This is a genomic window from Domibacillus sp. A3M-37 (assembly GCF_024213455.1).
Lineage (GTDB): Bacteria > Bacillota > Bacilli > Bacillales > Domibacillaceae > Domibacillus > Domibacillus tundrae.
This window is the reverse complement of sequence record NZ_JANAVL010000002.1, coordinates 317675-330524: the sequence shown is the minus strand read 5'-3', so window position 1 is coordinate 330524 and position 12850 is coordinate 317675. Positions and strand designations below refer to the sequence as shown.

The following is a 12850-nucleotide window of genomic DNA, read 5'->3' as shown; positions in this document are numbered from 1 at the left end:
CATAATGAGCTCTCTTCCTTTTTTGCGCGTAAAAAAAGCCTGCCCAAAAGGCAGACTTTTCATTTACATGTATAAGATGTAATGACTTCCATCATGCTGATATGACTGATCCATTAATTCGTCGATAAATGAAGGACCGTATTCATTTAAGAAAGGATATAAATTCCACACTCTTTCCTGCAGCCCGTCTGGCCGCAGGAAAGTTTCCACACGATTGAAACGGCGGAGCGCCGCTTCATGTGTCTGCTCTAGAACAGCGTCACTCTTCTGAAGAAGAATGTTAATTTGCCGCTCGTGGTACGATTTGTTTTTTTGAACGATCGGCATAAGCCCATTGTGAAGCGCCGCTGCACGCGCTTCAATTTTTTCATAGTTCGCCAGCAGCTCCTGCTTCATCTGTGCGACAAGTTCATGTAAGTGATGATCACGAACCGATTCGATATACGCAGCTTTCTCTTGTTGAACACCCCGCTGTACAGCCCTTTCAATTGGCATCTCCATCTCTGAAAGGATACCCGCAACGTTTCGATCGACAATGGTTATATTTAAACGAGGGACAACCAACGGCATGTTCATTTTAAAATGCTCGAACGCGCCTTTTAATTCCGCCCAATACGCAATTTCTCCCGGTCCGGCGATAAATGCGAGCGTCGGAAACAGCCACTCCTGCATAAGCGGCCGCGTGACAACATTATTGCTAAATGACTCAGGCGAAACTTCAAGAAGCTGCAATAAGTCTGCTTCGGTATACGTGCACCCGCTTTTACTGACGAACAGCCCGTTTTCTTTTTGGAGTAAATGGCGTTCGCCTTTTTCAATTAAAAATAAATTGGCTGGCTGTTCGCCTGTCTCAATGGCAGGAGCAAAACCCACATCCTTTATTTGCTGCTGCGTTTTTTTTACCGCTTCCGCCAGCTGGTCATTTTCTAAAATCAGCTGCTTGAAAAATGGCGTTTCGAGCTTTCGCAGCACAGGATCTGCCGCATCAATCAACAGCAAGCCGTACTTTGCAAAAAAAGATCCAGTTAAAAACGTAAAAAATTCTGTAAACGTGCCGCTTTCCTCCACCGCTCTTTTTACGTCCCTGAGTAATTGATTTGTATAATGTGTTTCTTTTAGACAGGCAAAAACGGATGTCACCCATTCAGACATCATTTTTTTATCAAAAACAGTATTTGACGCTGCCTGTTTTTTCACAAACCGTTCCGGATAGCCTATTTTCTGCATGCGTTCATTTTTTTCAATAAATACATGATTAACTTCCATTAAATCATGGTCTTCCCCAGCAATCCAAAAAATTGGCACGACTGGAATGCCGAGTTTTCCTTCCTGCTCCTTCGCTAAATGCAAAATAGAAATGATTTTATGTATAGAATATAAAGGCCCTGTTAAAAGTCCCGCCTGCTGGCCGCCGACGACCGCAACAGATGAAGGGTTCATTAACTTTTGCAGTGATTGCTCCACTTCGTTGGTGAGATGATGCGGTGTCATGTAGTTCCGGATAATGCCAGCTACTTCATCTCGTTTAAAACCCCTTGTCCGCACTTCTTCCGCACGTTGCTGAAAAGACTGCTGTGAAAATGGCTTATAATCAAAAAAGCCGCTGGCATGGGATGATCCGCTTATGTACTCTTTTACGAACGGGTTTAAAGCGGGAACAGAAATGCGTTCTTGTTCCATACATTTACTTCCTTTCTTTCGGACAAATTTTCTTGTTAGAGTATACCACCTGAAGGATTGAAAGGGAAAATAATGTGCCTGTACGCAAACTATTATGTTAAAAAAATGTTGATCTGAGAATGATTATCATTATAATTTAGGTGACAGCATTGCTGATCTTACATAAACAAAAGGGGCGTTATCAATGGCAACAATGAAAACGAAATTTTTATCAGGACTGCTCGGCATGTCTCTCCTGATGACTGCATGCGGAAACGAAAGTGAACCTGCAACAACAGCACCGGCAGAAAATGAAGAAGCGCAAGAAGCTGGCGAAGTAAACCTTTATACAAGCCGTCATTATGAAACGGACGATGCACTTTTCGATCAATTCACTGAAGAAACAGGGATTGAAGTCAATGTCGTTAAAGGTGAAGCAGATGAGCTTGGAGAACGTCTTTCACGTGAAGGAGAAGCAACAGAAGCTGACCTTTATTACACAGCGGATGCCGGCCGTCTGCATTGGGCAAAAGAAAAAGGACTCCTGCAACCTGTTGAAAATGACTCTTTAAATGAAAATATACCGGAAAATTACCGTGACGTAGACAATGAATGGTTCGGTTTAACAAAACGGGCACGTGTTATTGTTTATGCAAAAGATCGCGTAACGCCGGAAGATTTATCCACATATGAAGCATTAACAGAAGATAAATGGAATAAAAAAGTGCTGATTCGTTCATCAGACAACGTGTATAACCAGTCACTTGTTGCTTCGTTTATTTCATTAAATGGTGCGGATGCTGCAAAAGAGTGGTCGCAAGGAATTGCGAATAACCTTGCCCGTGACCCTGAAGGCGGCGACCGCGACCAGGCAAAAGCAGTTGTGGCCGGCATCGGTGATGTTGCGGTGATGAACACGTACTACTTCGGCCAGCTTTTAAATTCTGAAGATCCAGAAGAAGTAAAAGTAGCGGAACAATTAGGTGTATTCTTCCCTAATCAGGAAACAAACGGAACACATGTTAATGTAAGTGGCGCTGGCGTGACAAAACATGCGAAAAATAAAGAAAATGCCATTGCACTTTTAGAATTCCTGTCAAGTGAAGATGCACAAGGCCAATTTTCTGAAGCAAACTTTGAATATCCAGTGAATGCAAACGTGGAGCCTGCAGAACTTCTTGCTTCTTGGGGCGAATTCAAAGAGCAGGACTTAAACTTGTCCGAGCTTGGAAAGTATAATGCAGACGCAGTTAAACTAATGAATGAAGTTGGCTGGAAATAAGAAACGAAAAAGCGGCAGGCTTGATTAAAGTCTGCCGTTTTTTTGCAATATGCGACATACTCTTGTTTTTTGCAAGCAGTTTTCATACTATTAAAGGAGCGAGCATTTTACGAGCAAATAACATAACCAAATGAACATTTTGTTCGCTGCGCTCATTCTGTTCAAGCTCGGAGGTCACTATGAACGTTATTCGCTTTATCCGTCTTCATACAAACAGCTGGTCGATAATGAGTATTATTTTCACATTACTCATCCTATCCCCTGCTCTATCTATTTTTCTTCAAATTTTTGAAAAGCCAAATGAAAATTGGGCGCATATACAGGAATTCCTGCTAAAAAATTATATTCAAAATACGCTGATCATCGTTTTTTTCACAGGTCTTTTTTCCATTTTAATCGGGGTGAGTCTTGCATGGTTTGTCACAGCTTACCGGTTTCCGCTCCGCCGCTTTTTTAAATGGGGACTTATTTTGCCGCTGGCCATTCCGCCTTATATCGGCGCTTATACATATCATGGCATCGTGAACTATACGGGAGTGCTGCAGTCCACGCTCCGAAATGAATTTAACATAACCGCGAATCCGGCTTATTTCGATATAATGAACATTCCTGGTGCGATTTTTATTTTCACGATTTTTTTGTATCCGTATGTGTACATTACTACGCGCGCTTACTTGGAACAGCAGTCCGCTTCTCTAATCGAAAATGCACGGCTTCTCGGCAGCGGCCCGCTGGAATTATTTTTTCGCGTCATTATGCCCATTTCAAGGCCAGCTATCATTGGCGGGGCAAGTCTTGTTATTTTAGAAGTTTTAAACGATTACGGTGTTGTATCTTATTTTGGTATTCAAGTATTTACGACCGCTATCTTTCAGGCATGGTTTGGCATGAGTGACGTAGCGTCCGCTATTAAGCTCGCAGCTATGTTAATGGCAATTGTTTTTCTTATTTTATTTTTGGAAAAAGTACTTCGGGGCCGAAAACAATATAGTTATTCGAATGCAAAAGTCCGGCCGCTTGAACCGATTTCATTGTCTCGCGAGAACACAATATTGCTGTTCGTTTATGTCCTGTTTATTTTTACCATCGGATTCCTTATTCCGTTTGTTCAGCTTTTTCAATGGATGATGCTGACATACGAAAAAGTCATTAGTCCGGACTTTTTGCAGCTTATTTTTAATTCCGTGTACGTCTCGCTTATCTCCTCTTTTGTCATTATGATCATCGCCCTTGTAATCGGTAATTTCACCCGGCTGGCGGACAGCCCTTGGAGCAAAGCTGTCTCCCGTGTAACTGTACTTGGCTACTCGATTCCCGGTGCCGTTATTGCTATTGGTGTTTTAACTTTTTTCCTCTGGCTTGACCGGCACTTAAACATGGCATACGCAGCACTCGGCATTGACGCACCTATTATTTTAAGCTTGAGTCTTGTAATGCTTATTTTTGCTTACGTAAGCCGGTTTCTTACGATCGGATTTAATCCAGTTGATGCCGGATTTGATAAAATAGGCCGCAGCTTTACAGAAGCTTCCCGTCTGCTTGGCGCTTCCCTTATGCGAACTTTTTTTAAAGTAGACTTGCCGATGATTCGCGGCGCTGTATTTGGCGGATTTACGTTGGTTTTTATTGAGGTGATGAAAGAGCTGCCGCTTACTCTTTTGCTACAGCCGTTCAATTTTTATACATTATCAACAAAGGCTTTTCAATACGCAAATGATGAAGCTGTTCATGAAGCAGCACTCGCTTCCATGCTTATTATTTTGATCAGTGGCTTGTCCATCTTTGTGTTTCATGCTGTTTTGGAAAAGGAGAAAAAATAAATGGTTATGCAGCTTCAGAACGTAACGTTTTCCTATCGGAATGCAAAAGAAAAAACCATTCAACATGTGTCAATGGAAATGGAAAAAGGCGAAATTTTGACTATCCTCGGTCAAAGTGGCAGCGGAAAAAGCACCGTTCTTCGTCTGATTGCCGGTCTTGAAGTACCTGAAGAGGGGATGATGACAATCAATGGCAGCACCATGTTTGACCAGGAAACATTTGTCCAGCCGGAAAAACGCGGCGTCGGCATGGTGTTTCAAGATTATGCGCTGTTTCCACATATGACCGTAGCCGGCAACATTAAATTTGGTTTAAAAAAAATGAAACGGACGGAGCGTGATGAACGTCTCGCGTCAGTCATCGAACTCGTCGGGCTTAAAGGCTTTGAGAAGCGCTATCCACACGAGCTCAGCGGCGGACAGCAGCAGCGTGTCGCATTGGCTCGGGCAATGGCACCCAATCCATCGATTATTTTATTTGACGAACCCTTCAGCAATTTAGATGCTGATCTGCAAATTAAAATTCGTGATGAGCTGCGCACGATTTTAAAAAAAGCAGGCATCACAGCCATTTTTGTCACACACGATCAAGCCGATGCACGCGCCATCGCCGATCGGGTTATTTTAATGGAAAAAGGACATATTGTGAAAATAGGAACGCCGGACCTTATTTTGTGTTAAAGTCCGGCGTTTTTCCTTTAACAAGATTGTATAAAATCGAAAAAGCCGGGACTTGTATATTGTTCCGTGCAGCTTCATTTAACAGGACACCTACAATGGCGTTCAGTTCAGTCATTCGTCCCGCTTTCATATCGCTTAACATCGAAGATTCATTGAGTGCTGTCTTGCGGCAAACAGCAAAAACCGACTGTGTAACAGCTTCTTTTGTTTTATAAGGAAAAACAGCCGCAAACTCTGCGCAAAGTGTTTCTACTGCCGCACAATACTCACTGTTTTCCACCAGCTCTCCATTTTTCACATTCAGAAGTGCAGTCAGCGGGTTGATAACAGTGTTGGCTGCCATTTTTTCGACTAGCATTTCATAGACATCCGGTTCCCATTGAAAGGAAAAACCAGGTGTCCCCAACACGCAGCTAATCTCTTTATGTCCCCCTTTTACACTGGCCATTTTTGTTGTATCACGCCCATTTACTCTAATTGTCCGCTCGTCTATTTTGGCAATTCCGTGTGTTACTGATGCGGCGTAAATATTCCGATTGGATAGAGGCTGAATCTGCTTAAGGTGACTCAAGCCATTTTGAATAAATAACAGTGACCGGACGTCGGGCAGTTCTTTCAGCATGTCGTTTAAATGATATTGTTTCACAGCTACAACGACTAAGTTCGTTTCGACCGGAGCAGATTTAGCCGTCTTGACGATATGAACCGACTCCTGATTGTTTTCAATGACACGGATGCCATCCGTTTCAAGCCGTTTTGCCTGTTCCTTTGTCCTTGCTTGAACGGTCACTTGATGATAGCTGCTCCATTGCGATGCAAAAAACAAGCCAATTGCCCCGCCTCCTATAATATGAATATTCATTTCTCCCCCTGTTTTGTGAGCAATAACAATGATCGCTGCTTTTTATTTGTTTTATTATATAATAAAAGAGAAGGAAGATTCCCAGAAAATAAGCTGATCTCCGCTTAGGGACCAGCTTATTTTCTTATGTATTTTTCGATAAAAAAGCAGCGACCGCTTGATGGTGCGCTTCTTTCCCCCATAGCACCGAACACGCACGAATTTCTTTTTCTATCCGGCTTTTCAGATCGCCCGCCTGCCATTTCCCAATTATCATTTGTTTATACGCACGAAGAACTTCACTGTCTATCGATTGCTCATTAGCGAAAAACGCCCGTGCTTCTTCAATGTCGACTTTGTCGTGAAGCCGGTCGATAAAGCCAAAATCATCTAGCTGCTCCGCCCGGAAAACGGCCGCTTCTGACAGCATTTTAAAAGCGAGCCTGCTCTCGATTCGTTCAAACAGCATCGTTCCCCCGCCCCAGCCGGTTGTAATGGCAAGACCGCCTTGAATAAATCCTATTTTCGCACCGGTCCTGGCAACCCGATAATCACAAGCCGTCGCCAGTTCACAGCCGCCGCCAACTGCCGTTCCATTGATAAGCGCAGCAGTCGGTTTTGGAAACACTGCCAGCTCATATAAAAGCTCACCCATTTTTGACAACATCGCATACGCTTCCTGCTCCGTTTGCAAAGACTGAAAAGCGGATAAATCACCACCTGAACAAAATGCTTTATCTCCTTTTCCTGTAATAGCCAAGACCCGTACGTCCTCTTTTAAAGCCCGATCCAGTGCTTCACGCAGCCCATCCATCACGTTATAATTAATCGCATTTCTTTGCTTTTCTCGTGTGATTGTAAACAGCAAAATGCCACTTTCTTTGTCCAATTCAATCGTATAATCCATTTTATCCCCTCCCACCCCATTGTAGCGCTTTCAATTTCCAAAAAACAAGCACAAAAAAAGCGGAGAGCCATGGTCTCTCCGCTTTTTTGAAAGATTTAAAAAGTCTTATTTGCTAACGCTAACGACTTCTTTGCCTTTATATGTTCCGCACTCTTTGCACACGCGGTGCGCAAGTTTCATTTCACCACAGTTCGGGCAAGAAACCATACCGGGCACTTGTAATTTGAAATGCGTACGGCGTTTGTTTTTGCGTGTAGTGGATGTTCTTCTAGCAGGTACTGCCATGTGATATACACCTCCTTAAAGAAATAAAAACTATATGAAGCCAGAATAGCTGTACTTCTCAATTACTCATCATCAGACGAAAAGAAGTTTTGAAGTTCTGCCAATCGTGGATCGACAGCCGGCTTCTCTTTTTTGGGAAGCTCTTCTTCATCTTCATAAAACGCCCAATTGTTTCCTGACTGAACAACATACTTGTCAGCTTCTTCACTAAAAATTTGCATCGGCACCTCTAAGATGATGGCTTCTTCTAAAATCGGACGGAGATCAATAACATTTCCTTCCGGCAGATGAACATCTTCTGTTTCGTAAAATTCGCCTTCTTCCGGTTTTAATAAAAACCGTTCAGTAAGCGGAATCTCAAACGGGTAAGGCACATCAACAAGCGTTCGTGAACAAGGGACAATCATTTCGCCCATTGCTTTCACTTGAAAAACAATTTGATCATGACGGATATCGGCACGTCCTGTTACGTGTACAGGAGAAATACGGCGAATATCATTGTCGAGCGTTGTTAGTTCGGTTAAATCAACTTTTTCGTCGATTTCAAGACCGCGGTCGCGGTGTTTTTGCAGTTGAATTATTGACCATTTCATTTAATCACCTCAAGGCAACAAAAGTAATTATAGCCCTCTCCTGATATATTGTCAATATATTTTCTTTACAGTGAAATGCTTGTTTGACTTTTTATTCATCATCTTTGAAAATGAAGATACATTCTGATCAAGAAAGGAATATTCCAATGAACGCAGCGGGTATTATCGTTGAATATAATCCGTTTCATAACGGACATCTCTACCATATAAATGAAACAAAACGTTTGTCAAATGCAGACGCAATCGTCGCTGTCATGAGCGGCTCATTTTTACAGCGCGGCGAACCTGCTATAACCGATAAATGGACCCGGACGAAAATGGCACTGCAGCATGGCGCTGATGTCGTCGTCGAACTTCCATATGCATTTTCGACTCAAAAAGCAGAAATATTTGCTATAGGCGCAATTGAAATTCTGCATCACTTAAAGTGCCAATCATTTTGCTTTGGGAGCGAAAATGGACAAATTGAACCATTTTTCCAAAGCGTGGACCAGCTGAGTAAAAAAAAGGAACAGCTGGCCGCACTTGTCCGCCTATTTATGAAAGAAGGAATAAGCTACCCGTCTGCTCAAACGAAAGCAAGAAATTCCATTTTTCAAAAAGACCCGCTGCCGCTTGATTTGTCAAAGCCAAATAATATTTTGGGTTTTCATTACATGCAAGCAAATGATACACTTGGCTCCCCGTTAAATCCACTCACTGTGCTGAGAAAAGGAGCAGGCTTTCATGATGCAGAAGCGTCTGGATCGATTGCAAGTGCAACAGCGATTCGGCAGCGTTTGCTTGAAACAAGCATCTCAATTGATGATGTGATGCCGCCTTTAAGTGCTGCCGGGCTAAAAAAGCGGCCCTTGCATTCGTGGGAATCGTATTGGCCGCTGCTTCGCTATCGGCTTTTATCCCTTCAGCCTGAACAGCTTGCTTCTATTTATGAAGTGGAAGAAGGGATTGGGCCAAGGTTAATACAAGCAGCGCTGAAATGTGATTCGTTCGCTGCGTTCATGCAGCGTGTAAAAACGAAACGATATACTTGGACCCGCCTGCAGCGAATGATGACACATATTTTAACGGATACTGATAAAGAAAGCATGCGACAGGCTGAACGCGTTTCATTTATTCGCTTACTCGGTATGACAGAAAACGGGCGGGCTTATATTCGATCGATAAAAAAAGAAATGCTCGTGCCGCTGGTTTCACGAACGGCATCGGCCAGCGATCTTCTGGCACTTGATATAAAGGCAGCACGTGTTTTTGCTTCTGCTCCCAATTTGCCGAAAGACTATGCCGATTCCCTCCTTGAACAAGAATATTCAACACCCCCGCTCTTACTTTGATGCGGTAATGTTATTTAAATAATCGACCGCATCTGAAAATACTTTAACAGGCACAATGATCATGTCTGTTCCGATGTTTTCTGCCGCTTTTTTTGCTTCTTCATAATTGGTCTTTAGATTCGAACGGTCCGCTGGCAGCTCGTCGTCCGGCGCAAAAAAGAACTGTGCTCCTGCCCGATCGGCTGCAACAACTTTTTGCGCGATGCCGCCGATCCGGCCGACCGTTCCATCTGACGCGATGGTACCAGTCCCGGCAACCTTTAAACCCGCCGCAATATCTTCTTCTACCAGCTGATCATAAATTTCAAGACTGAACATAAGACCGGCGGAAGGTCCGCCGATTTCATCCGCTTCAAGTTTTACCTTTGGTTCGCTTTTTAGCGTCCTGTCATCAGCCAGACTGATGCCGAGACCGGACTTGCCATCAAGTTCCGCGAAGGCCCTGAGCTGAATCGTTTTTTCATATTTTTTTTTGTTGCGTGTAAACGCGATGGTCACTGCTTCGCCCGGATTTTTTGACTGCACATAGTCAGTCATTTCTTTTGATGATTTTATATCCCGGCCATCGATGGATGTAATCCGATCACCCGCCTCCAGCACTTTCTCAGCGGGCATACCAGGGAATACACCAAGTACGTAAATGCCGTTGTATGTCCAATCATACGGCTTCTCTGCTTCATCAAACGCAACAGTGACCGCATTTTGCTGCGACGTATCCATCAAATGAAACTGTCTTACGTTGTATTCGTCGTCTGATTCGTGCGGATAACGGACATCTTCTTTCGGCAATATTTCTTCGTAATCACGCACAGAAGCCCATGCGTATGAGTAGACATTGGCCGGCCCCATTCGAATAGTCGTCAGCATTAAGGTACTTGTGTCATTCACATCTCCCCCATCCACGTGGACAATCGGGTCAAGCTCGTGTGCCCCTCCCGGTTTTGTTACGTAATACGGAAGCGGAATGAACGCGGCTGCGATTATTGTGAGCAGCACAGCGTACAGGAACACAGTTTGTTTATTATTCACATTTGTTCTTCCTTCCATGCAGATGCCCATTCAGGCTTCCTCCGGTGTCATCTGTTTCGTTAGTCTATTTTTTCAAGCGGAACATATCCTTTTGTACAGGCTCTTTTATTGTACAAAATTTTGAGCAAGTACGCTTTATATTACACTTGGGAGGCTTTTTATGTGGAAAACCTATGCTGCTGCTTGCGCAGTTACGCTTTTTGCCGCTGCCCTTCTTCTTTCACCCCAAACTGGCTTGCGGGCAGCTATATACGGGATGGATATTTGGTGGAAAACAGTTTTCCCATCACTTCTTCCTTTTTTTATCTTAACAGAATTAATGGCTGGTCTTGGTGTCATTGCATTTTTTGGTTCTTTGTTAAGTGGATTTATGCAGTTTTTCTTTCGCATTCCCGGCCCTGCCGGTGTTACGTGGATGCTGTCACTTGCTTCCGGGTTTCCATCAGGGGCAAGGATGGCTGCACGTCTTCGCGCTGAACATTCGATTACACGAATTGAAGCAGAACGACTCGTTGCAATGGCACATTCCTCTAATCCTTTATTTATTTTAAGTGCTGTAGCCAGCGGCTTTTTGAAAAACCCGGAAGCAGGGTTTCTGCTCGCAGCGGCTCATTATAGCGGGGCATTTCTCATTGGGCTCACAATGCGCTTTTATGGAGGAAATAAAGAAGGACAAGCGAAAACGGTGGCTGAAGGACCGTTGACTGCTTTCAAGGAGGCGCGAAAAAAGGATGGACGAGTGTTTGGCACGATGTTTGCGGATGCAGTCTTGTCCTCTGTGCAAACACTTATGCTGATCGGTGGTTTTATTCTCTTTTTTTCGGTATTAACTGCTTTGTTAAATGAATATGGTGCAGTAGCCTTTTTCTTTTCTCTTTTTGCTTCACAAGAAACGAGCATGCCGATCGTCCGCGCTTTATTTGCCGGCTTTTTTGAACTGACGTCCGGTGTTCAGCTGTCGTCTTCCACTTCTATTTCTCCTAACGTAAGCCTCCTCTTAATAAGTGCTATTCTTGGGTTTAGCGGCTTAAGTGTCCATGCCCAGGTAGCGGCCATTATTAGCAGCACAGATATTCGTTATGGACCGTTTTTAGCCGCTCGCGTATTGCACAGCTTTTATGCAGTTATTATTATGCTATGGCTCATGTCCCACCCTTTTTCTTTTCCAGCTGTCGGTCTTTCTTTTATACCGGAGCGCGGAATGCTGATCACTGTTTTATTTCTTGGGACTGCTTCCATCCTGCTTGCTTTTCGCTATTCAAAAAGCCGGGAAAAACGAGTATAGTTTTTCCCGGCTTTTTATTTATGTAGACAAATCAGCAAGCCGCTTTTCTGTTAACGCGGCTTCGACTTCTTTTGGCACAAGTTCCGAAATATCCGCTCCGTATTTTGCTACTTCCTTTACGATGCTTGAGCTGAGAAAAGAGTACTGGCTGTTTGTCATCATAAAAAATGTTTCGAGCTCATCATTCAGCACACGGTTCATAGACGTAATTTGCATTTCATATTCAAAGTCAGAGACAGCACGAAGCCCCCGCAAAATCGCTTTTGCGCCTACCGCCTTCGCATAGTCAACAAGCAGGCCTTGATAATGGTCCACTTCTACATTTGGAATATGCGCAGTAACTTTCCGTATTAATTCCGCCCTCTCTTCCACAGAAAATAGCGGTTTTTTAGACGAATTGCTTAAAATAACGACATATACCTTGTCAAACACTTTAGCCCCACGCTGAATAATATCAAGATGCCCATTTGTAATCGGATCGAAACTGCCCGGACATACTGCAATACTTGCCATTACCTTTCCTCCCCATCGTCTGCCTCTTTGTAAATCGAAACGGAAATCATTCCGTATGTTTCAGCACGTATACAGCGAAACGGTCCAATCTGTTCCGGAAGACGAACATCAGACCCATGTTCACACATAATAAATCCTTCCGGCGCAAGCAGGTTGTGTTTAGCTATATATAAAAGCATGGATTCAAGCTTCTGCTTTTTGTATGGAGGATCAAGAAAAATACCAGCAAACGCCAGCTCTCTTTTGACAATCGCATTTAATGCCCGGTCCGCTTCATTTCGATACACTTCTGACTGCTCTGTAAATTGCGCACTGCGTATATTTTCTTTCACTGTTTGAATCGCTTTCATATCGCGGTCGACAAAAATCATTCGATCAAATCCCCGGCTAAGCGCTTCAATGCCCAGTCCACCAGACCCTGCGAATAAATCCAGTCCGATGCCGCCTTCAAAATAAGGACCGATCATATTAAAAATAGATTCTTTTACTTTATCAGTTGTCGGGCGCGTGTCTTTACCCGACACAGCTTTTAAGGGCAGCCCTTTTTTTTCACCTGAAATAATTCTCATGTTTTCAACCTGCCATTCGTTTTCTTCGTTTATGGTATCACAAACGTACAAA

General features: G+C 43.5%; 13 protein-coding genes. 5 read left to right on the top strand and 8 right to left on the bottom strand.

The annotated features are described in order from the left end of the window. Positions 1 to 63: 63 nt before the first annotated feature. Positions 64 to 1680 carry a bacillithiol biosynthesis cysteine-adding enzyme BshC gene (gene bshC, locus NLX67_RS05815; RefSeq protein ID WP_254310705.1) on the bottom strand — a complete coding sequence of 539 codons (1617 nt, stop codon included), beginning with the start codon at positions 1678 to 1680 and terminating at the stop codon, positions 64 to 66. A gap of 193 nt (positions 1681 to 1873) precedes the next feature. Here bshC and NLX67_RS05810 point away from each other — a divergent pair, with 193 nt between their 5' ends. The 3 genes from NLX67_RS05810 to NLX67_RS05800 all read left to right on the top strand — a co-directional run bounded on the left by NLX67_RS05810 (position 1874) and on the right by NLX67_RS05800 (position 5442). Further along, complete coding sequence (locus NLX67_RS05810; RefSeq protein ID WP_254310819.1) at positions 1874 to 2941, top strand: Fe(3+) ABC transporter substrate-binding protein; 1068 nt, start codon at positions 1874 to 1876, stop codon at positions 2939 to 2941. 179 nt (positions 2942 to 3120) lie between these two features. Next, the gene (locus tag NLX67_RS05805) at positions 3121 to 4761 is read left to right on the top strand and encodes an ABC transporter permease (protein WP_254310704.1); all 1641 of its coding nucleotides are present in this window, start codon (positions 3121 to 3123) and stop codon (positions 4759 to 4761) included. Next, positions 4762 to 5442, top strand: coding sequence for an ABC transporter ATP-binding protein (locus NLX67_RS05800; RefSeq protein ID WP_254310703.1), 681 nt, complete (start codon positions 4762 to 4764; stop codon positions 5440 to 5442). Here NLX67_RS05800 and NLX67_RS05795 read toward each other — a convergent pair. From NLX67_RS05795 to NLX67_RS05780, 4 genes are all read right to left on the bottom strand, one after another. Continuing rightward, positions 5429 to 6304 carry a 2-dehydropantoate 2-reductase gene (locus NLX67_RS05795; protein WP_254310702.1) on the bottom strand — a complete coding sequence of 292 codons (876 nt, stop codon included), beginning with the start codon at positions 6302 to 6304 and terminating at the stop codon, positions 5429 to 5431. The two genes, NLX67_RS05800 and NLX67_RS05795, sit on opposite strands and share 14 nt — an antisense overlap. Before the next feature lie 124 nt (positions 6305 to 6428). Further along, the gene (locus NLX67_RS05790; RefSeq protein WP_254310701.1) at positions 6429 to 7190 is read right to left on the bottom strand and encodes an enoyl-CoA hydratase/isomerase family protein; all 762 of its coding nucleotides are present in this window, start codon (positions 7188 to 7190) and stop codon (positions 6429 to 6431) included. Positions 7191 to 7295: 105 nt separating this feature from the next. Continuing rightward, positions 7296 to 7475, bottom strand: coding sequence for a 50S ribosomal protein L32 (gene rpmF, locus NLX67_RS05785; RefSeq protein WP_046179661.1), 180 nt, complete (start codon positions 7473 to 7475; stop codon positions 7296 to 7298). Positions 7476 to 7537: 62 nt separating this feature from the next. Continuing rightward, positions 7538 to 8068 (bottom strand): YceD family protein, encoded by a 531-nt coding sequence (locus NLX67_RS05780; RefSeq protein WP_046179662.1) that lies wholly within the window; start codon positions 8066 to 8068, stop codon positions 7538 to 7540. 146 nt (positions 8069 to 8214) lie between these two features. On the opposite strand from NLX67_RS05780, the gene NLX67_RS05775 reads away from it, so the two are divergent. Then, complete coding sequence (locus NLX67_RS05775) at positions 8215 to 9402, top strand: nucleotidyltransferase (RefSeq protein ID WP_254310700.1); 1188 nt, start codon at positions 8215 to 8217, stop codon at positions 9400 to 9402. On the opposite strand, the gene NLX67_RS05770 is transcribed toward NLX67_RS05775, so the two are convergent. Then, positions 9394 to 10461, bottom strand: a complete 1068-nt coding sequence (locus NLX67_RS05770; protein WP_254310699.1) for a SepM family pheromone-processing serine protease — start codon at positions 10459 to 10461, stop codon at positions 9394 to 9396. The genes NLX67_RS05775 and NLX67_RS05770 overlap by 9 nt on opposite strands. A gap of 130 nt (positions 10462 to 10591) precedes the next feature. Between NLX67_RS05770 and ylbJ the strand changes: the two genes are divergently transcribed. Continuing rightward, positions 10592 to 11716 (top strand): sporulation integral membrane protein YlbJ, encoded by a 1125-nt coding sequence (gene ylbJ, locus NLX67_RS05765; protein ID WP_254310698.1) that lies wholly within the window; start codon positions 10592 to 10594, stop codon positions 11714 to 11716. 18 nt (positions 11717 to 11734) lie between these two features. On the opposite strand, the gene coaD is transcribed toward ylbJ, so the two are convergent. Together coaD and rsmD are read right to left on the bottom strand one after the other, a co-directional pair. After that, on the bottom strand, positions 11735 to 12229 hold the full coding sequence (gene coaD, locus NLX67_RS05760; RefSeq protein ID WP_046179665.1) for a pantetheine-phosphate adenylyltransferase: 495 nt from the start codon (positions 12227 to 12229) through the stop codon (positions 11735 to 11737). Beyond that, positions 12229 to 12798: a 16S rRNA (guanine(966)-N(2))-methyltransferase RsmD gene (gene rsmD, locus NLX67_RS05755; RefSeq protein ID WP_046179666.1), complete on the bottom strand. Its 570-nt coding sequence runs from the start codon at positions 12796 to 12798 to the stop codon at positions 12229 to 12231. The genes coaD and rsmD overlap by 1 nt, the downstream gene beginning before the upstream one ends. Between the last annotated feature and the right edge of the window lie 52 nt (positions 12799 to 12850).

Coding starts and splice junctions, on each gene's coding strand:
- bshC (WP_254310705.1), bottom strand. CDS start 1,680: ATGGAACAAGAACGCATTTCTGTTCCCGCTTTAAACCCGTTCGTAAAA.
- NLX67_RS05810 (WP_254310819.1), top strand. CDS start 1,874: ATGAAAACGAAATTTTTATCAGGACTGCTCGGCATGTCTCTCCTGATG.
- NLX67_RS05805 (WP_254310704.1), top strand. CDS start 3,121: ATGAACGTTATTCGCTTTATCCGTCTTCATACAAACAGCTGGTCGATA.
- NLX67_RS05800 (WP_254310703.1), top strand. CDS start 4,762: ATGGTTATGCAGCTTCAGAACGTAACGTTTTCCTATCGGAATGCAAAA.
- NLX67_RS05795 (WP_254310702.1), bottom strand. CDS start 6,304: ATGAATATTCATATTATAGGAGGCGGGGCAATTGGCTTGTTTTTTGCA.
- NLX67_RS05790 (WP_254310701.1), bottom strand. CDS start 7,190: ATGGATTATACGATTGAATTGGACAAAGAAAGTGGCATTTTGCTGTTT.
- rpmF (WP_046179661.1), bottom strand. CDS start 7,475: ATGGCAGTACCTGCTAGAAGAACATCCACTACACGCAAAAACAAACGC.
- NLX67_RS05780 (WP_046179662.1), bottom strand. CDS start 8,068: ATGAAATGGTCAATAATTCAACTGCAAAAACACCGCGACCGCGGTCTT.
- NLX67_RS05775 (WP_254310700.1), top strand. CDS start 8,215: ATGAACGCAGCGGGTATTATCGTTGAATATAATCCGTTTCATAACGGA.
- NLX67_RS05770 (WP_254310699.1), bottom strand. CDS start 10,461: ATGGGCATCTGCATGGAAGGAAGAACAAATGTGAATAATAAACAAACT.
- ylbJ (WP_254310698.1), top strand. CDS start 10,592: ATGTGGAAAACCTATGCTGCTGCTTGCGCAGTTACGCTTTTTGCCGCT.
- coaD (WP_046179665.1), bottom strand. CDS start 12,229: ATGGCAAGTATTGCAGTATGTCCGGGCAGTTTCGATCCGATTACAAAT.
- rsmD (WP_046179666.1), bottom strand. CDS start 12,798: ATGAGAATTATTTCAGGTGAAAAAAAAGGGCTGCCCTTAAAAGCTGTG.